Annotated in this window: 18 protein-coding genes and 1 pseudogene; 15 read left to right on the forward strand and 4 right to left on the reverse strand. The window is 61.9% G+C overall.

What is annotated here, in order from left to right; all coding sequences use genetic code 11:
- Nucleotides 1-10 precede the first annotated feature (10 nt).
- Both BC363_RS27835 and ispG read left to right on the forward strand, forming a co-directional pair.
- Complete coding sequence (locus BC363_RS27835; protein WP_065784500.1) at nucleotides 11-1195, forward strand: MFS transporter; 1185 nt, start codon at nucleotides 11-13, stop codon at nucleotides 1193-1195.
- Nucleotides 1196-1385: 190 nt separating this feature from the next.
- Nucleotides 1386-2639: a flavodoxin-dependent (E)-4-hydroxy-3-methylbut-2-enyl-diphosphate synthase gene (gene ispG, locus BC363_RS27840; protein WP_065784498.1), complete on the forward strand. Its 1254-nt coding sequence runs from the start codon at nucleotides 1386-1388 to the stop codon at nucleotides 2637-2639.
- Nucleotides 2640-2832: 193 nt separating this feature from the next.
- Here ispG and BC363_RS36405 read toward each other — a convergent pair.
- The 3 genes and pseudogenes from BC363_RS36405 to BC363_RS27850 form a co-directional block, all read right to left on the reverse strand.
- A pseudogene (locus tag BC363_RS36405) lies at nucleotides 2833-2946 on the reverse strand (LysE family translocator); the annotation flags it as partial.
- 187 nt (nucleotides 2947-3133) lie between these two features.
- Complete coding sequence (hisC, locus tag BC363_RS27845; RefSeq protein WP_065780380.1) at nucleotides 3134-4189, reverse strand: histidinol-phosphate transaminase; 1056 nt, start codon at nucleotides 4187-4189, stop codon at nucleotides 3134-3136.
- A 3-nt stretch (nucleotides 4190-4192) separates the two neighbouring features.
- Entirely contained in the window at nucleotides 4193-5107 is a 915-nt protein-coding gene (locus tag BC363_RS27850) for a polyprenyl synthetase family protein (protein ID WP_065780804.1), read from the reverse strand.
- 209 nt (nucleotides 5108-5316) lie between these two features.
- Here BC363_RS27850 and mtgA point away from each other — a divergent pair, with 209 nt between their 5' ends.
- The 4 genes from mtgA (at nucleotide 5317) to BC363_RS27870 (ending at nucleotide 7783) form a co-directional block, all read left to right on the forward strand.
- Nucleotides 5317-6027 (forward strand): monofunctional biosynthetic peptidoglycan transglycosylase, encoded by a 711-nt coding sequence (gene mtgA, locus BC363_RS27855; RefSeq protein WP_244519970.1) that lies wholly within the window; start codon nucleotides 5317-5319, stop codon nucleotides 6025-6027.
- A gap of 75 nt (nucleotides 6028-6102) precedes the next feature.
- Complete coding sequence (locus BC363_RS27860) at nucleotides 6103-6750, forward strand: glutathione S-transferase family protein (protein WP_065780382.1); 648 nt, start codon at nucleotides 6103-6105, stop codon at nucleotides 6748-6750.
- Nucleotides 6751-6909: 159 nt separating this feature from the next.
- A complete protein-coding gene (gene rpmF, locus BC363_RS27865; protein ID WP_025425225.1) occupies nucleotides 6910-7095 on the forward strand; it encodes a 50S ribosomal protein L32 in 186 nt (61 codons plus the stop codon).
- 286 nt (nucleotides 7096-7381) lie between these two features.
- Complete coding sequence (locus BC363_RS27870; RefSeq protein ID WP_025425224.1) at nucleotides 7382-7783, forward strand: hypothetical protein; 402 nt, start codon at nucleotides 7382-7384, stop codon at nucleotides 7781-7783.
- A 63-nt stretch (nucleotides 7784-7846) separates the two neighbouring features.
- On the opposite strand, the gene phaR is transcribed toward BC363_RS27870, so the two are convergent.
- A complete protein-coding gene (gene phaR, locus BC363_RS27875; protein WP_053251673.1) occupies nucleotides 7847-8425 on the reverse strand; it encodes a polyhydroxyalkanoate synthesis repressor PhaR in 579 nt (192 codons plus the stop codon).
- A gap of 222 nt (nucleotides 8426-8647) precedes the next feature.
- On the opposite strand from phaR, the gene BC363_RS27880 reads away from it, so the two are divergent.
- From BC363_RS27880 to BC363_RS27915, 9 genes are all read left to right on the forward strand, one after another.
- Nucleotides 8648-9829: an acetyl-CoA C-acetyltransferase gene (locus BC363_RS27880; protein ID WP_065780384.1), complete on the forward strand. Its 1182-nt coding sequence runs from the start codon at nucleotides 8648-8650 to the stop codon at nucleotides 9827-9829.
- 121 nt (nucleotides 9830-9950) lie between these two features.
- Complete coding sequence (locus tag BC363_RS27885; RefSeq protein ID WP_141690459.1) at nucleotides 9951-10202, forward strand: hypothetical protein; 252 nt, start codon at nucleotides 9951-9953, stop codon at nucleotides 10200-10202.
- A 17-nt stretch (nucleotides 10203-10219) separates the two neighbouring features.
- Complete coding sequence (locus tag BC363_RS27890; protein WP_065780387.1) at nucleotides 10220-10945, forward strand: beta-ketoacyl-ACP reductase; 726 nt, start codon at nucleotides 10220-10222, stop codon at nucleotides 10943-10945.
- 47 nt (nucleotides 10946-10992) lie between these two features.
- Nucleotides 10993-11214, forward strand: a complete 222-nt coding sequence (locus BC363_RS34855) for a hypothetical protein (protein WP_141690460.1) — start codon at nucleotides 10993-10995, stop codon at nucleotides 11212-11214.
- A gap of 434 nt (nucleotides 11215-11648) precedes the next feature.
- Nucleotides 11649-14639: a DEAD/DEAH box helicase gene (locus BC363_RS27895; protein WP_065780390.1), complete on the forward strand. Its 2991-nt coding sequence runs from the start codon at nucleotides 11649-11651 to the stop codon at nucleotides 14637-14639.
- Nucleotides 14640-14646: 7 nt separating this feature from the next.
- A complete protein-coding gene (locus BC363_RS27900) occupies nucleotides 14647-15060 on the forward strand; it encodes an RNA-binding S4 domain-containing protein (RefSeq protein WP_065780393.1) in 414 nt (137 codons plus the stop codon).
- Between the two features lie 201 nt (nucleotides 15061-15261).
- A complete protein-coding gene (gene fdxA / locus BC363_RS27905; RefSeq protein WP_025425217.1) occupies nucleotides 15262-15600 on the forward strand; it encodes a ferredoxin FdxA in 339 nt (112 codons plus the stop codon).
- 412 nt (nucleotides 15601-16012) lie between these two features.
- Nucleotides 16013-16582, forward strand: a complete 570-nt coding sequence (locus tag BC363_RS27910) for a CarD family transcriptional regulator (RefSeq protein ID WP_025425216.1) — start codon at nucleotides 16013-16015, stop codon at nucleotides 16580-16582.
- A gap of 360 nt (nucleotides 16583-16942) precedes the next feature.
- Nucleotides 16943-17809, forward strand: a complete 867-nt coding sequence (locus tag BC363_RS27915) for an RNA polymerase factor sigma-32 (RefSeq protein ID WP_053251667.1) — start codon at nucleotides 16943-16945, stop codon at nucleotides 17807-17809.
- Nucleotides 17810-17947: the final 138 nt, after the last annotated feature.

Consider the following 17947-nt stretch of genomic DNA (forward strand, 5'->3'; position numbering starts at 1 on the left):
AGGCAAAATCATGGATCAACGTTCCGCTCCCACCGCCGTCCGGCAGGGTTACATGACCCGCAACCGGCTCGCCGTGTCGCTGCTGTTCCTGATGAACGGTTTCGTCACCGGAAGCTGGGCGCCGAAGATCCCCGAATTCAAGGATCGGCTGGGCATCAGCGAAAGCGTGCTCGGCCTGCTCATCCTGATGTTCGGCATCGGCTCGCTGGTGCTGATGCCGATCGCCGGTGGCTTCATTGCCCGGGTCGGCTCGCAGAAGGTCGTCAAGGTTACGGCCATCCTGCTGTCGCCGCTGCTTTTGCTCTTGACGCTGCTGCCGAACGTCTGGGCTGCCGCCGTCGGCATGTTCCTGCTCGGCGGCTTCGTCGGCGCCATGGACGTGGCGATGAACGCCAATGCGGTCGAGGTCGAAAAATCGATGCGCCGTGCCATCATGTCGTCCTGCCATGCCTATTGGAGCCTCGGTGGCCTGATCGGTGCCGGCATCGGCGGTTTCCTGATGGCGCGCTTCGGCGTCCTGCCGCATGTCATGGTCGTGACGCTGCTCAGCCTCACCGTCATCGCCATCGCCTGGCCGATGATCCTGGCCGACAAGCCGCATCCCACCGCCACCAAGGAGAAGCTCCGCCTGCCGATGACGCCGCTTCCCTGGCTGATCGGCATCATGGCGTTGTTTTCGATGGTGCCGGAGGGAACCGTGCTCGACTGGGGTGCGCTTTACCTGCGCAACGAACTCGGCGCCACCGTCGAACTATCGGGTTTCGGCTTTGCCGCCTTCTCGGCGACCATGGCGACGATGCGCTTTGCCGGCGACCATGTCCGCGATCGCTTCGGCGGCAAGCGGACGCTGCGCATCTGCACGGTGACGGCGCTTGTCGGCATGGTCCTGGCTGGACTCGCGCCGAACGCCTATCTCGCCATCCTCGGTTTCGCGATTGCCGGCATCGGCATTTCCAACATGGTGCCGATCGCGTTTTCGGCCGCCGGCAACATGCCAGGCCTGCAGCCGGGCATCGGGCTCTCGGTCGCAACGTTCATGGGCTATTCCGGCATGCTGTTCGCACCGTCGCTGATCGGCTTTGTTGCCGAGCACACCGGCTTTGCGATCATCTTCGCCTCGGTGCCGGTGCTGTTCATCGTGGTGCTCCTGCTGTCCCATCATGCGGTGCATGCGGACCACGCAAAAGGGCATTGAGGCCGGGCGCCTGCCATCAAATCGCCGTCAGGGCATGATGTCGCCGTTGACAATGATGCTTTCCTCATCCACCTGATGGACGAAAAGCAAGAGCGGGGCGGGCAAAAGCTTATACGGTTTTCCGTCCGCATCCCGCTCAGAAACGATGAGACCAGGTCACAGGCGTGACCTGGGGGACCAAGAGGCCTTCATGTCTGCCGCCTTCGATTTTGATCCGCAGCCCCGCCGTGCGTCCGTCGCCGTCGATGTCGGCGGTGTCATAGTCGGCGGCGGTGCGCCGGTGGTCGTCCAGTCGATGACCAATACCGACACCGCCGATATCGACGGAACGGTGGCGCAGGTGGCGGCCCTTCACAAGGCCGGCTCGGAGTTGGTGCGCATCACCGTCGACCGCGACGAGAGTGCGGCTGCCGTGCCGAAGATCCGCGAACGTCTGCTGCGCCTCGGCCTCGACGTCCCGCTCGTCGGCGATTTCCATTATATCGGCCACAAGCTGCTTGCCGACCATCCGGCCTGCGCCGAGGCGCTGGCGAAGTACCGCATCAATCCGGGCAATGTCGGCTTCAAGGACAAGAAGGACAAACAGTTCGCCGAGATCGTCGAGATGGCGATCCGCTACGACAAGCCGGTGCGCATCGGCGTCAACTGGGGCTCGCTCGACCAGGAGCTGTTGACGCGGCTGATGGACGAGAACCAGGCGAATGGTTTTCCGCTGACCGCCCAGCAGGTGACACGCGAGACCATCGTGCAGTCGGCCCTTCTTTCGGCCGAGCTTGCCGAAGACATCGGCCTGCCGCGCAACCGCATCATTCTTTCGGCCAAGGTTTCGGGCGTCCAGGACCTGATCGCCGTCTATGCCATGCTGTCGACGCGCTCCGATCATGCGCTGCATCTGGGTCTCACCGAAGCCGGCATGGGCACCAAGGGCATCGTCGCTTCCTCCGCCTCGCTCGGCATTCTCATGCAGCAGGGTATCGGCGACACGATCCGCATCTCGCTGACGCCGGAGCCGGGCGGCGACCGCACCCGCGAGGTGCAGGTGGCGCAGGAGCTGCTGCAGGTCATGGGCTTCCGCCAGTTCATTCCGGTCGTTGCCGCTTGTCCGGGATGCGGGCGTACGACGTCGACGGTGTTTCAGGAGCTCGCCCAGAAGATCCAGGACGACATCCGCCGCAACATGCCGGTCTGGCGTGAGAAATATCCGGGTGTCGAAGGCCTCAAGGTCGCGGTCATGGGCTGCATCGTCAACGGTCCCGGCGAAAGCAAGCATGCCGATATCGGTATCTCGCTGCCGGGCACCGGCGAAACGCCGGCAGCACCCGTCTTCATCGACGGCCAGAAGGCAATGACCCTGCGCGGCCCTGATATCGCCGGCGATTTCGAGACGCTCGTTTCCGACTATATCGAGAAGCGTTACGGCCAGGGCCAGGCTGCGGCCGAATAAAGCACTTCCAGCAAAAGTGCGAAGCGGTTTTCCGCCAGGAAGTGCGCAAAAACAAAGAGATAGAGCGATTCTGCTTGAGCCGGAAGCGTTCTAGATCAGAGCCGCGTCGTCAGCAATTTCAATCCTGCGAAAGCGAAGAAGCCCGCCATCAGGCTCTCGATGAGGCAAACGCCAGGCCCGCCTTGCGCCCCTAGCTGATCGAGGTGGTGATGATCGCAAGCACGGCCGGGCCCGGCGATGCGGTCGCAATCAGATAGGCGGTCCAGGCGACCGCGAGTTGCGAGAGGTAAGGCGAAAGGTCGAACATGGATAGAGCTCCGGCATGGATCGCTGGATCCTTACAGCGCCGCGCGTCTATTTAGACGCGCAAAGGTCGCTGTAACACTTTGAGTTGCTGCATAATTTTGTCCTTAAATCGATTCCGATTTAAGGAATTATGCAGTAGCGAATGGGCCTTTCGCCGCCAAGTGGTCGGTCCAGGGCTTGATCAAACCTTAGAGAATGTCGTCGAGGGCCTCGATCAGCCGTGCGCATTCGGCATCGGTGCCGATGGTGATGCGCAGGAAATCGGAGATCCGCGGCTTGGCGAAATGGCGCACGAGCACGGCGCGGTCGCGCAGCGCCTGCATCAGTGCCTCGCCGGATTGGCCGGGATGGCGGGCGAAGACGAAATTCGCCTCAGACGGAAGGACCTCGAAGCCGCGCTCGATGAGCTGACCGGTGAGGCGCTCACGCGATGCGATGATCTTCTTGCGCGTCGTTTCGAACCAGGCTTCGTCCTCGATGGCAGCGGTCGCTCCGGCCTGCGCCGTGCGGCCGAGCGGGTAGGAGTTGAAACTGTCCTTCACCCGTTCCAGCGCCTCGATCAGCGGCCGCTGGCCGATGGCGAAACCGACGCGCAGGCCGGCGAGCGCGCGCGACTTAGAGAAGGTCTGGACGACCAGCAGGTTCTCGTACTTCGGCACCAGCGCGATCGCCGACTGGCCGCCGAAGTCGATATAGGCCTCGTCGATGACGACCGGCTGCTCCGGATGGGCGGCAACCAGGTGCTCGATTTCGGCGAGCGGCAGGCCGATGCCGGTCGGTGCATTCGGATTGGGCAGGATGATGGCACCGCACGCCCTGTCGTAATCGGCAAGGTCGATGCGGAATTGCGCGTCGAGCGGCACTTCGACGGCGTCGATCGCAAACAGCCGGGCGTAAGTCGAGTAGAAGCTGTAGGAAATGTCGGGGTAGAGCAGCGGAGCGTCGTGCTTCAAGAGCCCGGCAAAGATGTGGGCGAGAACCTCGTCCGAACCATTGCCGACGAAGACCTCGCCGGCGGTGACCCCGTGACGGGCGGCGATCGTTTCACGCAGGCGAAGCGCTAAGGGGTCGGGGTAGAGCCTGAGATCGCCGTTGGCCGCCGCGGTGATCGCGCTCAGAACCTTGTCCGACGGGCCGTACGGGCTCTCGTTGGTGTTGAGCTTGACGAGGTTGGCGATGCGCGGCTGCTCGCCCGGCACATAGGGCTTGAGCGTCGAAACGATGGGCGACCAGTATTTGCTCACGGTTCAATTCCTGCGATTGGCGATGAAGCGGGCGGTTTCGGCAAGGATAGACGAACGTTCGCCGTAGGGTTCGAGCAGAGATTCGGCCTCTGCCACCAACTGTTCCAGCCGGCTTTCGGCCCAGGCCTGTCCGTGGAGGGCGACGAGCGTGCCCTTGCCGCGCGCGGCATCCTTGCCGGTTGCCTTGCCCATGGTCTCGGCATCGGCCGTGAGGTCGAGCAGGTCGTCGGCGAGTTGGAAGGCCAGGCCGATCTTTTCGCCGAAGCTGCGCAGACGCTGGCGGTCGATCGCGCCGGCGCCGGCAACGATGGCGCCCGCCTCGCAGGCAAAGCGCAGAAGCGCGCCGGTCTTCATCGCCTGCAGAGTGACGATGCCGGCTTCATCAGGAGTGGATTTTTCTGCCGCAAGGTCGAGCGCCTGTCCGCCTGCCATGCCGCCGTGGCCGGCAGCGCGCGCCAGCGCAAGCACGAGTGCGGTCTTCTGTGCGTCGGCAAGCGGCGTTTCCGGCGATGCGATGATGTCGAAGGCGAAGGTCAGCAGGCTGTCGCCGGCGAGAATGGCCGTGGCCTCATCGAAGGCCTTATGCACGGTCGGCTGGCCGCGCCGGATGTCGTCGTCGTCCATCGCCGGCAGGTCGTCATGGACGAGTGAGTAGCAGTGGACGCATTCGAGCGCAGCACCAACACGAAGTGCTGCATCGAAGCTTCCGCCAAGCAGGCTGGCGCATTCGATCACCAGAAACGGGCGCAGCCGCTTGCCGCCGTTGAGCACGCCGTGGCGCATCGCGCCGAGCAGGTTTTCCGGTCGCCCGATCTCGTCGGGCTCGATGCTCAAACCCAGCAGACGTCCGAGCAGCGTCTCGATCGCATGCGCGTTGCGTTTCAATTGGGTCTCGAAGGTCGGTGCTTCCTGTCTCATGCAGCGCTCTTTGACATGCGCGAAAGGCGCTTTCAACGGGCTTTCGTGTCGCGGCGGTGCGCTTTGTCGAGGACAGACCTGTGAGTGCCTTGCCTTTTGCCAGAAAGCCCGTTCAACTTTGCCAGCCCATGCACTAAGAGAAACGGATGGACAGAGAGGTGGACAGTCAGGCCGTGGACATCGTTCCCGAGGCGCGTGAGGAGGGCGATATGTCCGCCAGTCGCTGGTCGTCCCTCCGTCGGACGTGGCGCTTGCATCGCCGTCGCATCGTTCTTGCCGTTGTCGGCCTGTTGCTTCTGCCCTATGCGCTGATCGCGCTCTATCTCATCGACTTCATTCGCCCGGTTTCGACGCTGATGCTGCGCGACCTCGTCCTTTTGCGCGGCTATAACAGGCAGTGGGTCGAATTCGACCAAATAGCCCCGGCGCTGGTGCAATCCGTGATGATGTCGGAGGATGGCCAGTTCTGCATCCACGACGGCGTCGACTGGGGGCAGATGCGCGGCGTGGTGGAGGATGCGCTCGAGGGGGAATCGACGCGCGGCGCCAGCACCATCCCGATGCAGACGGTGAAGAACCTCTTTCTCTGGAACGGCCGCTCCTTCGTGCGCAAGGCGATGGAACTGCCGCTCGCCATCGTCGCCGACTTCGTCTGGAGCAAACGGCGGATGATGGAAATCTACCTGAACGTCGCCGAATGGGGCGATGGCATCTACGGCATCGAGGCTGCCGCCCGCCACCATTTCGGCGTTTCCGCCGCCAAGCTTTCCAGGCGGCAGGCCGCCTTGCTCGCGGTTTCGCTGCCCAATCCGAAAGAGCGCAACGCCGGAAAACCGGGGCGCGGACTGAAGCGCCTGGCATCGCTGATCGAGCGCCGGGCCAGCCGGTCGGGCGGATACATCACCTGCCTTTATGATTGAGATGACGTCTATTCATTGGTCCTGATGCTCGCCGTGGCCTAAGGGTTACGGCAGGATGCATAGGGAGATCCAATCGTGAGCAAGCTCGTCCTTTACGTCGGTAACAAGAACTACTCGTCCTGGTCGCTGCGGCCCTGGTTGGCGCTCGAAGCCTCAGGCATTGCCTTTGAGGACATCGTCATTCCCTTCGATTTTGCAGCCGGGAACCCCAAGCTCCGGGAAATCTCGCCAACCGGACGGGTGCCGCTTCTCGTGCACGGTGACGTCAAGATCTGGGAGTCGCTGGCGATCATCGAATATGTCGCCGAGCTGTTTCCGGCGGCTGGCCTGTGGCCGGAAGAGCAACAGGACCGGGCGCGTGCGCGCAGCTATGCCTGCGAGATGCTGTCCGGCTTTCGCGCCTTGCGCAGTGCCTGCCCGATGAACATCCGCCGGCAGAAACAGGCGCTTGAGGTTTCCGACGACGTGCGCGCCGATGTCGCCCGCATCGAGACGGTCTGGGCGGAGGCGCTTGCGCGCTCCGGCGGTCCGTTCCTCTTCGGACCGTTTACCGCGGCGGACGCGATGTACGCGCCTGTGGTTAACCGCTTCGACGTCTACAATCTCGTTAGCGACCCGGTGACTTTGCGGTATATGGAGCGGGTAAAGGCGCATCCGGCGTCCCGCAAATGGGAAGCGGCCGCACGAGCGGAGCCGTGGATCGTTGCCGAGGACGAAGTTTGACTTGATCTCTTCGCGAGGGCGAGTCGAAAAATTGCGCTCGGGGACTGGTCAAGCGGCAGTTCGCCATGTATAAGCGCGCCAAATTTCCGTGATTAACATCTGTTTTATCCGGCCATTTCGGCTGCTGAACAGTGTTTTGCCCGATAAGTGGAGAATGAAATGGCTGTACCTAAAAGAAAAACGAGCCCGTCCAAGCGTGGCATGCGCCGTTCTGCCGACGCCCTCAAGACGCCGACCTACATCGAAGACAAGAACTCCGGTGAACTGCGTCGCCCGCACCACATCGACCTGAAGACCGGCATGTACCGTGGTCGCCAGGTTCTGACCCCGAAGGAAAGCGCATAAGCGCTGACATTGGCGGACCGAGTTAAGGGCTGGCTTTGCCAGCCCTTTTCTTTTGCATGCCTGACATCTTCTCGACGGAGAGGACGGCTAGTACCAACCCAGGTTGGCATTACAGCGCCGCGCCTGTTCAGGCGCGCAAGGGTCGCTGTAACACTTTGATCTGCTGCACAATTTTGTCCCTAAATCGAATCTGATCTAGGGAATTGTGCGGTAAATAAGCGTGGTGATCTCTGGCGTCACGTGGCGCATGCGGCGATCACCCATCGAAGAGGGAGCGCATTTGTTCATGCTTGCCGCCATTCCATTGCTGATCCTGCCCTTTGCCATCTACAACCTTGCCATGCTCGGTCTCTTCGGCGGCACGGCCGGGCTGGGTGCCGGCGTGATGTCGCTGTCCATGCTTTCCGGCGCGACATGGGCGATGAGCTTCGGCGACCTCCTGATCGTCGTGGCCCTGCTTCTGCTGTTCGTGGAAATTCTCAAGGCGACCCGGACCGGCACGCGGGCGCTGATGGACCATCTGTTGTCGATGGTGCTGTTCATCGCGTTCCTGGTCGAGTTCCTGCTGGTCGCCCCGGCGGCGACGCAGATCTTCTTCATCCTGATGACGATCAGCTTCATCGACGTCATCGCCGGCTTCTCCGTGTCGATGCGATCGGCCGGCCGGGATGTATCAATCGGTCTTTGAAGAAGACTGAAGAAATCTCACAACGCCGCGTTCGATGAGGGCCGCGGCGTTGTCGCGAAACGCTCAACCGAGGTTGTCGAGCTTGGTCTGAAGGGCCCGCAATTGCTCCTTCAACTCGTCGATATCCTTGGCTTCCGCCTTCTTGGTTTCCTTGACAGGAGGCGAGGCGATGAACGGCGAAAACATCTGCATCGCCTGATGGAACATTTCGGTGTTGCGGCGAACCTGCTCCTCGACCAGTTGCAGCGGCGCCTGCAGGTTCTTGCCGAGCGGCGTGTCGCCGAAGGCCTTGTTGATCTGCTCGCGCATCTGCACCTGCTGCTCGGTAAAGGCCTGCATCGAGTGCTCGAGATAGCTCGGCACGACCATCTGCATCTGGTCGCCGTAGAATGAAATCAGCTGGCGCAAGAACGAAATCGGCAGCAGCGTGTTGCCGGTCTTGGATTCCTGCTCGAAGATGATCTGCGTCAGAACCGAATGGGTAATGTCTTCGCCGGACTTGGCATCCTGCACGGTAAAGTCTTCGCCCTTCTTCACCATCACGGCCAGGTCGTCGAGCGTGACGTAGGTGCTGGTCCCGGTATTGTAGAGCCGCCGGTTCGCATATTTCTTGATTACGATCTGGCCGTCGTTCTTCGCCATCAGGGTCTCCTCATTACCCGCGGTCCGTCTTTTTCTACTTTTCAGAGTATCCGCAAACGAATGCCGCTGACAATGTCTTTGTGCGATGCGGCGACGCAAGTGCGAAATCTCGCAGTCGGTGTTGGATGACGGTTTTGCGGCAGTGCATCAAGGTGTTTGACTTGCGCCCCGCGCTTTGCCAGTCTGCTGCCGTACCGCAAGAAAATCTGAGGAAACGTCCCCATGAGCAATCCCTCCATCGTGATCGCCAGCGCGGCCCGTACCGCCGTCGGATCCTTCAACGGTGCCTTCGGCAACACACCGGCCCATGAGCTTGGCGCCGCCGTCATCAAGGCGGTGCTCGAACGCGCCGGCGTCGAGGCGAGCGAGGTCGATGAGGTGATCCTCGGGCAGGTGCTGCAGGCAGGCGAAGGCCAGAACCCGGCGCGCCAGGCCGCGATGAAGGCGGGCATTCCGCCGGAAAAAACCGCCTGGGGCATGAACCAGCTCTGCGGCTCCGGCCTGCGCGCCGTCGCGCTCGGCATGCAGCAGATCGCCAGCGGCGATGCCGACATCATCATTGCCGGCGGCATGGAGTCGATGTCGATGGCGCCGCACTGCTCGCACCTGCGTGGCGGTGTGAAGATGGGCGACTTCAAGATGATCGACACGATGATCAAGGATGGCCTGACGGACGCCTTCTACGGCTACCACATGGGCATCACCGCGGAGAATGTCGCGCGCCAGTGGCAGCTGACCCGTGAAGAGCAGGACCAGTTCGCGCTCGCCTCGCAGAACAAGGCCGAGGCCGCGCAGAAGGCTGGCCGCTTCGCCGACGAGATCGTTCCGTTCGTGGTCAAGGGCCGCAAGGGCGACGTCATCGTCGACCAGGATGAATATATCCGTCACGGCGCCACGCTCGACCAGATGACCAAGCTGCGTCCGGCCTTCGACAAGGAAGGAACAGTGACTGCCGGCAACGCATCGGGCCTCAATGATGGCGCCGCCGCCACCCTGCTGATGACCGAGGCAGAGGCCTCCAAGCGCGGCATTCAGCCGCTCGCGCGCATCGTCTCCTGGGCAACGGCCGGTGTCGATCCGCAGGTGATGGGCACGGGCCCGATCCCGGCATCGCGCAAGGCGCTGGAGAAGGCCGGCTGGGCCATCGGCGACGTCGAACTGGTGGAAGCCAACGAAGCCTTCGCGGCGCAGGCCTGCGCGGTCAACAAGGACCTCGGCTGGGACCCGTCGATCGTCAACGTCAACGGCGGTGCGATTGCGATCGGTCACCCGATCGGCGCGTCGGGCGCCCGTGTTCTCAACACGCTGTTGTTCGAAATGAAGCGGCGCGGTGTTTCCAAGGGCCTTGCGACGCTGTGCATCGGCGGCGGCATGGGTGTCGCCATGTGCGTCGAGCGTCTCTAACCGGCCCGGCCGCATGCGTCATGTCAGCGGATTGATCCTTTCAGTCCTGTTCGTCGCGTCGTCGGCGGCTCAAGCGCATGCGAGTCCCCCGCCGTTCGAACAGGCGAAGGTGGTTCAGTGCATGCTGGACCACACGACGTCCGATGACGAAACGATCTTCAAGAATCTGATCGTCGCTGCGCTCAACGACGAGAGCGACAACGTCAAATCGCATCTCATTCAGGTGAGCAGCCTGATGATGAACCTCGCGCTGATGAAGTGCGAGGTTGGAATGCCCATGCTTGCCGATCCGCAGTTTCAGGCCGCGGCCAAGACCTACGGGCAGCATCTGGGCGAAAAACTGATCAAGAAGGCCTTTGATAAACTGAATTAATCAAGTGGGAGGCGAGCATGAGCAGGGTAGCATTGGTTACGGGCGGATCACGCGGCATTGGCGCTGCGATTTCCATCGCGCTGAAGAATGCAGGATACAGGGTTGCTGCCAACTATGCCGGCAATGACGAGAAGGCTCAGGCCTTCAGGCAAGAAACCGGCATCCCGGTCTACAAGTGGGATGTCTCCAGCTATCAGTCCTGCGTCGAGGGCATTGCCAAGGTCGAAGCCGACCTCGGGCCGGTCGAAGTGCTCGTCAACAACGCCGGCATCACCCGCGATGCCATGTTCCACAAGATGACGCCGGAGCAATGGGGCGAGGTGGTCAACACCAACCTGACCGGCCTGTTCAACATGACCCATCCGGTCTGGACGGGCATGCGCGACCGCAGCTTCGGGCGCGTGATCAACATTTCGTCGATCAACGGCCAGAAGGGCCAGATGGGGCAGGCGAATTATTCGGCCGCCAAGGCCGGTGACCTTGGCTTCACCAAGGCGCTCTCGCAGGAAGGGGCTGCCAAGGGCATCACCGTCAATGCGATCTGCCCGGGTTACATCGGCACTGAAATGGTGCGGGCGATACCGGAAAAGGTTCTCAACGAGCGGATCATTCCGCAGATCCCGGTCGGCCGCCTGGGCGAGCCGGAGGAGATTGCGCGCTGCGTGGTTTTCCTCGCATCCGACGATGCCGGCTTCATCACGGGCTCGACGATCTCTGCCAATGGCGGGCAGTTTTTCGTCTGATCCGTCAGCCTTCGGCGAATTCGACGGCGCTCCCTTGGGGGGCGCCGTTGGCGTTTGCATCGCCCGCCTGGCGCGGCCGCAAGTGGTTAACGACGCCGGTCGGGCTTGCCGAAAAATGGCAGAAAGCCATTGCCGGATCTGTTGTTCGTCTCGTGCCAAGACACTATATGTTGTGGAGAACGAAAATGGAACGTGATGATGTCTGCGATTCGTCGTCGATTCGTTCCGGCTTTGATCGTTGTGTTAACGTGGCGATTCTCATTCCTTGATTTCGCTGAATCCGCCGGAATCTTCGGTTAAAATTTCCTAAACTTTCCAGAGTCTTGGATTCCGAATCCTTTGTCACTTTTAACGCTTCGGCAACCTGGGTTAACGCCCGTGGTACGCCCAGCACTCGGTACCGGCGGCGTGATTCAGCATGTGGTGCAACATTGGCAGTTGAAATCTATATGTAGCCGTGAACATACAGTGAATCGAGTGGAGTCAGCGATTCGTCGCCGATTCGTTCCATGGCTGTTCCGAGTCTTAATTTCGCGCATCCAGATATGGTGGTGCGGACCGCCTCAGGTTTGCCGGGAAATGGTTTTAGTTGCCGGCGCCCCTTGCGTTTGCTGCGGTGCGTGGGCATGTGTTTGCCGCCGGCGCGTAAAGGCGCCTCTTATGTTTCTGAATGCCCGGGATCGATGACGTGTCCGTTCACCCCATGATCCTGAGCGGCCGCGGCGTAACCGCGGTGCTCGGGCCAACCAATACCGGCAAGACGCATTATGCGATCGAGCGTATGGTCGCGCACGACAGCGGCGTCATCGGGCTGCCGCTGCGCCTTTTGGCGCGCGAGGTCTATACCCGTGTCGTCGAAAAGGTCGGCCACCACAATGTCGCGCTGATCACCGGCGAGGAAAAGATCACCCCACACCGCGCCCGCTATTCGGTCTGCACGGTCGAAGCGATGCCGCGCGAGACGACGGCATCCTTCGTGGCGATCGACGAGGTGCAGCTCGCCGGCGATCTCGAGCGTGGGCACATTTTCACCGACAGGCTGCTCTACCTGCGCGGACGCGGGGAGACGTTGTTGCTCGGGGCCGCGACGATGCGGCCGCTCCTTGAACAGTTGCTGCCGGGCATCACCGTCGTCGAACGGCCGCGCATGTCGCAGCTGCTCTATGCCGGGTCGAAGAAGATCACCCGCCTGCCGCATCGTTCGGCCATCGTCGCCTTCTCGGCCGACGAGGTCTATGCGATTGCCGAGTTGATCCGCCGCCAGCGCGGCGGCGCCGCCGTCGTTCTCGGGGCGCTGTCGCCGCGCACCCGCAACGCGCAGGTCGCGCTCTATCAGGAAGGCGATGTCGAATATCTGGTTGCGACCGATGCGATCGGCATGGGGCTGAACCTCGATGTCGACCATGTTGCCTTTGCCCAGGATCGCAAGTTCGACGGCTACCAGTTCCGCAATCTCAATCCGGCCGAACTGGCGCAGATCGCGGGGCGTGCCGGGCGCCATGTGCGGGACGGTACGTTCGGCGTCACCGGCCGGGTCGATCCGTTCGACAACGAACTCGTGCACCGCATCGAGTCGCATGAATTCGATCCGCTCAAGGTGCTGCAGTGGCGCTCGAAGGCGTTCGATTACGCCTCGCTGGTCGCTCTGAAGCGGAGCCTCGATGCTGCGCCGACAATTCCGGGGCTTGCGCGCGCACTACCTGCGGTGGATCAGCAGGCGCTCGAACATTTGTCTCGTTATCCCGAAGTGGCCGATCTGGCGACCGCGCCCGACCGGGTCGAGAAATTGTGGGAAGCCTGTGCATTGCCGGATTATCGCCGCATTACACCGGCTCAACACGCCGATCTGATCTCCACGATCTATGCCGACCTCGTCCGTCGCGGTACCGTGAACGAGGATTTCATGGCCGAACAGGTCCGGCGGGCGGATTTTACCGATGGCGAGATCGACACACTTTCGGCGCGAATCGCGCAGATCAGAACCTGGACTTATGTGTCGAACCGGCCCGGATGGCTTGCCGATCCGACACACTGGCAAGAAAAGACGCGGGAAATTGAAGATCGATTGTCCGACGCACTACATGAACGGTTGACGAAACGCTTTGTTGATCGCAGGACATCTGTGCTCATGAAGCGCCTGAGAGAGAATGCTATGCTGGAAGCTGAAATCAGTGTGAATGGTGACGTCTTCGTTGAAGGCCATCACGTAGGACAACTAACCGGTTTCCGGTTTACGCTGGCGACCGGCGGAGACGGACCGGACGCCAAGGCCGTGCAGGGTGCTGCGCAGAAAGCGCTGGCGCTTGAGTTCGAAGCGCGTGCGGCGCGGCTGCACGCCTCCGGCAATGGCGACCTTGCGCTGTCGTCTGACGGCCTGGTGCGTTGGCTCGGCGATCCGGTGGCCCGGCTTGCGGCCAGCGACCATGTCATGCGTCCGCGCGTCATCCTGCTTGCCGACGAGCAGCTGCAGGCCAATGCGCGCGAGCATGTCGTCGCCCGCATCGAGCGCTTCGTGAACCATCATATCGGCACCGTCTTGAAGCCGCTCGACGATATCTCGCGCGCCGAGGATCTCGAAGGCCTCGCCAAGGGCCTGGCGTTCCAGCTCGTCGAAAATCTCGGCGTGTTGTTCCGCCGCGACGTCGCCGAAGAGGTGAAGTCACTGGACCAGGACGGTCGCGCCTCGATCCGCAAGTATGGCGTCCGCTTCGGCGCCTACCATATCTTCCTGCCCGCGCTGTTGAAGCCGGCCCCGGCCGAGCTCATCACGCTGCTCTGGGCGTTGAAGAACGACGGTCTCGACAAGCCCGGCTATGGCGATCTCATTCCGATGCTGGCCGCCGGCCGCACCTCTGTTGTCACCGATCCCTCGTTCGAGCGGACCTTCTACAAGCTGGCGGGCTTCCGTTTCCTCGGCAAGCGTGCCGTTCGCATCGACATCCTCGAGCGTCTGGCGGATCTCATCCGTCCGTTGCTGCAGTGGAAGCCGGGCGCGCTGCCGCGTCCGGAAGGCGCCTATGACGGCCGTCGATTCACCGCAACGACCTCCATGCTTTCCATTCTCGGTGCGACGCCGGATGACATGGAAGAGATCCTCAAGGGTCTTGGCTACCGCGCCGACAGCGTGAAGGCCGAGGATGCCGCCGCGTTCCTGGCAAGCCAGGGCGGTGGTGCGCCGGAAGCCCCGAGCGAAGCCTCAGCCGAAGCTGCTGCCGATCACGACGACGCCGATGCAGGCGGCGACGGCGAGCCGGCGGCTGAAGCCGAGGCATCTGCCTCCGTCGAGCCGGCGAGTGCCGATGGCGAAGCTGCCGCTTCCCAAGTGACCGCGGACGAGGGAGCCGAGGCTGCCGAAGCCAAGCCGATTCTCCTCTGGCGTCCGGGCACCCGCCAGGACAATCAGCGCCAGGGTGGTCGTCATCAGGGCGATCAGCGCCGTGGTGGCCAGCGTCACGGCCAGGGTCAGGGCGAAGGACGCGAAGGCGGCCGCAAGGGCGGCGCACCGGCGCGTGGCAAGCGGCAAGAGGGCAAACCCGAGGGTGGCCAGCGGCAGGACCGTCATGATCGTCACGATCGCGGCGGCAAGCCCAACGCAGCCAAGTTCGAGGCGCGTCCGCCCCGCAAGGAAAAGCCGATCGATCCGGATTCGCCCTTTGCCAAGCTTGCTGCTCTCAAGGAGCAGATGAAGAAGTAGAAACGCCATGGAGAAACAGTCAGCGTCCAACCCGGCATCGCGCCAGCGTCTCGACAAATGGCTGTTCTTCACGCGCCTGTTGAAGTCCCGCTCGCTCGCCCAAAAGGCGATCGAGGCGGGCCACGCCACTGTTAATGACGAACGGGTGAAGCAATCCTCCTTCCAGGTGAAGGTTGGCGATGTGCTTACCTTGTCGCTCGAGCGGCGCGACCTGATCGTGCGGGTGCTTTTGCCCGGCGAGCGGCGCGGTCCTTACGAGGAGGCGCGGCTGCTCTACGAGGACCTGACGCCGACGGAGCCGCGGGAAAAACTGTCGGCCTTCGACCTGGCGACGCGCGAGCCCGGAGCCGGGCGCCCCACCAAGAAAGAGCGGCGCGAAACCGACCGGCTGAAGCCCGGTTTCAATCCGCTCGACGATTAGAAAACTCTGCCTTCAGCGCGGCGTTTCGCGCATTGAATATTCTTGCAAAGGGTCCATAAAGCCTTTACCTGACAACCCACGTTGGGTGCATCGGTCTTGCTTCGGCAGCTATGCGCGCCGGACATTCCTAGCATGCGCGGACATGAGCATCACCATTGATTGCCGTCCGCCATCAAACGTGAGCCTTGGCTGGAGTACCTCATGACGTATGTCGTGACCGACAATTGCATTCGCTGCAAGTACATGGATTGCGTTGAAGTCTGCCCGGTGGACTGCTTCTACGAAGGCGAGAATTTTCTCGTCATTCATCCCGACGAATGCATCGATTGCGGCGTCTGCGAGCCGGAATGTCCTGCCGAGGCGATCAAGCCCGATACCGAGCCGGGCCTTGATATGTGGTTGAAAGTGAACGCTGATTTTGCCACCAAGTGGCCGAATGTCACCATCAAGCGCGACGCGATGCCGGAAGCCAAGGAAATGGACGGGGTCGAAGGCAAGTACGAGAAGTACTTCTCTGCCGAACCTGGTCAGGGCGACTGAGGCGTTCGGTTCCGGTCCGTTCGCCGAGGCTGACGAAACGATAGTGACCCCAGCGTCAAATCTGGGGAAAATCAGGCTCCGCCCTCGCAACTGCGAGAATGGCGGCTTGATGGCTGCCATGCAGCAAATTATTGATTTCCGCAGTTTTTTGTGATAGGGTCCTTCTACTGATCCACAGAGGGTGTTTTTGCGCGCCCGAAAACCTCACGAAAGCAAACGATCTCCACAGCGCGGCTTTTCCAGATACGCACCGTTGCGTTTCTCTATTGTGACCGCGTTTGATGGGACCGTTTGCGTTCCTTTGGACGGACCAGGATGGACCCACCCGGCGGTATCCCCGTCTATCCCGGGCCTCACTGACCCGGCCCCGGCCAAGAATGGCCGGGTGCGAAACAGGGAGTTTTTGAAACGAATGACGACCCAGCAGAAAAAATCTTCGACACGCCACGGCTTCAAGACCGGTGAATCGATTGTCTATCCGGCCCATGGCGTCGGACAGATCGTTGCTATCGAGGAGCAGGAAGTTGCCGGCATGAAGCTTGAGCTTTTTGTCATCGATTTCGAAAAGGACAAGATGCGCCTGAAGGTGCCGGTCGCCAAGGCCGTCAGCATCGGCATGCGCAAGCTCTCGGAGACCGATTTCGTCGATCGCGCGTTGAAGGTTGTGCAGGGCAAGGCTCGCGTAAAGCGGACCATGTGGTCGCGCCGCGCACAGGAATACGATGCCAAGATCAATTCCGGCGATCTGATCTCGATCGCAGAAGTGGTGCGCGACCTCTACCGCGCAGAAAACCAGCCGGAACAGTCCTATTCCGAACGCCAGCTCTATGAAGCTGCCCTCGACCGCATGGCGCGCGAAATCGCGGCCGTGAACAAGATGTCCGAGACCGAGGCCGTTCGCCTGGTCGAAGCCAATCTCAACAAGGGCCCGAAGCGCGGGAAGGCAATCGAAGAAGACGACGCCCAGGACGAGGCAGCTTAAAGAGCGCCAGTCCTTCCCCATCACGACAAGACCAAGCCCGGCCATCGCGCCGGGCTTTTTCGTTTTGAGCGTGCTTGTTTTGAGCTTTCTCGTGAGCTTTCTCGTCCGGGCGAGGGAACTTTTTGCGCGGAAGCGCATTTATCAAGGCCGGCAGGGATGCGCCGCTTTCCTGCCGGGGCGATCTGGGTCCTGTGATCTTCTGTCAGAATTCAGCTTCGTAGTTTGGAAGTAGGGCGCCGCACCGTTTCTTCAAGCTTCGGTGTCGTCGCACCAGCTGCCGCCGGCGCCGGTCGGGTTCCTCCGTCCGGCCCTTGGACTTCACCCGTTAGCGGCGTCCAGGCGCCCGCCATGGAGCGATCGATGAGGACTCTCACAGCAGACAGGCGCATGATCAAGATTGCGATGGAGGCGCCTTATCTCGAGCGTGAAGAAGAGCATGCATTGGCAAAGGCCTGGCGAAACGATCACGATCAGGATGCCCGCAACAAGATCGCCATGTCGCATATGCGGCTGGTCATTTCCATGGCGGCAAAGTTCCGCAATTTCGGCCTGCCGATGGGCGATCTCGTCCAGGAGGGGCATATAGGCCTGCTTGAGGCCGCCGCACGCTTCGAGCCCAGCCGTGAGGTGCGCTTCTCGACCTACGCGACATGGTGGATCCGCGCCTCGATGCAGGACTATGTGCTGCGCAACTGGTCGATCGTTCGCGGCGGCACCAGCTCGGCCCAGAAGGCGCTGTTCTTCAATCTTCGCCGACTGCGCGCGCGGCTTGCACAAGGCGACCGCCAACTGACATCGCAGGCTATGCATGAGGAAATTGCGGCTGCCCTCGGGGTCAGCATTGCCGACGTCCAGACCATGGATGCGCGCCTGTCGGGCAGCGACACCTCGCTGCAGGCACCGGTGGGCGGCGCGGATTCCGATGGTGGAGAGCGGCTCGACTTCCTCGCAAGCGATGCGCCGCTCCCTGACGAACAGGTGAGCGACATGATCGACGGCGAGCGTGCCCGCATCTGGCTCCGTGACGCCATGGGTGCACTGACCGAGCGCGAGATGAGGATTATCCGCGCGCGACGTCTGTCGGAGGAAGGTGCAACGCTGGAGGAGCTGGGGCTCGATCTCGGCATCTCCAAGGAGCGGGTCCGCCAGATCGAGACGCGCGCGCTCGAAAAGCTGCGGGCTGCACTCGCCACCAAGGCCCCGGCACTGACATCCATGGCGCACTGAGGCATTTCCAGGAGAAGTGCAAAGCGATCTTCCGTCAACGGACGGGGAGCAAGCGTCGGCGTGGTTGCGCAAGCGGGCCGAGGACGGAACGCGTCAACGTGCTCAATGGACGGCAAACGCATTCGCATCTTCGATGCA

The organism is Ensifer sp. LC384 (assembly GCF_001695865.1).
GTDB lineage: Bacteria > Pseudomonadota > Alphaproteobacteria > Rhizobiales > Rhizobiaceae > Ensifer.

Excerpts from the sequence above, each read along its gene's own strand:
- BC363_RS27835 (WP_065784500.1), top strand. The coding sequence starts at position 11 with ATGGATCAACGTTCCGCTCCCACCGCCGTCCGGCAGGGTTACATGACC.
- ispG (WP_065784498.1), top strand. The coding sequence starts at position 1,386 with ATGTCTGCCGCCTTCGATTTTGATCCGCAGCCCCGCCGTGCGTCCGTC.
- BC363_RS27850 (WP_065780804.1), bottom strand. The coding sequence starts at position 5,107 with ATGAGACAGGAAGCACCGACCTTCGAGACCCAATTGAAACGCAACGCG.
- mtgA (WP_244519970.1), top strand. The coding sequence starts at position 5,317 with ATGTCCGCCAGTCGCTGGTCGTCCCTCCGTCGGACGTGGCGCTTGCAT.
- rpmF (WP_025425225.1), top strand. The coding sequence starts at position 6,910 with ATGGCTGTACCTAAAAGAAAAACGAGCCCGTCCAAGCGTGGCATGCGC.
- BC363_RS27870 (WP_025425224.1), top strand. The coding sequence starts at position 7,382 with ATGCTTGCCGCCATTCCATTGCTGATCCTGCCCTTTGCCATCTACAAC.
- phaR (WP_053251673.1), bottom strand. The coding sequence starts at position 8,425 with ATGGCGAAGAACGACGGCCAGATCGTAATCAAGAAATATGCGAACCGG.
- BC363_RS27880 (WP_065780384.1), top strand. The coding sequence starts at position 8,648 with ATGAGCAATCCCTCCATCGTGATCGCCAGCGCGGCCCGTACCGCCGTC.
- BC363_RS27885 (WP_141690459.1), top strand. The coding sequence starts at position 9,951 with ATGCTGGACCACACGACGTCCGATGACGAAACGATCTTCAAGAATCTG.
- BC363_RS27890 (WP_065780387.1), top strand. The coding sequence starts at position 10,220 with ATGAGCAGGGTAGCATTGGTTACGGGCGGATCACGCGGCATTGGCGCT.
- BC363_RS27895 (WP_065780390.1), top strand. The coding sequence starts at position 11,649 with ATGATCCTGAGCGGCCGCGGCGTAACCGCGGTGCTCGGGCCAACCAAT.
- BC363_RS27900 (WP_065780393.1), top strand. The coding sequence starts at position 14,647 with ATGGAGAAACAGTCAGCGTCCAACCCGGCATCGCGCCAGCGTCTCGAC.
- fdxA (WP_025425217.1), top strand. The coding sequence starts at position 15,262 with ATGACGTATGTCGTGACCGACAATTGCATTCGCTGCAAGTACATGGAT.
- BC363_RS27910 (WP_025425216.1), top strand. The coding sequence starts at position 16,013 with ATGACGACCCAGCAGAAAAAATCTTCGACACGCCACGGCTTCAAGACC.
- BC363_RS27915 (WP_053251667.1), top strand. The coding sequence starts at position 16,943 with ATGAGGACTCTCACAGCAGACAGGCGCATGATCAAGATTGCGATGGAG.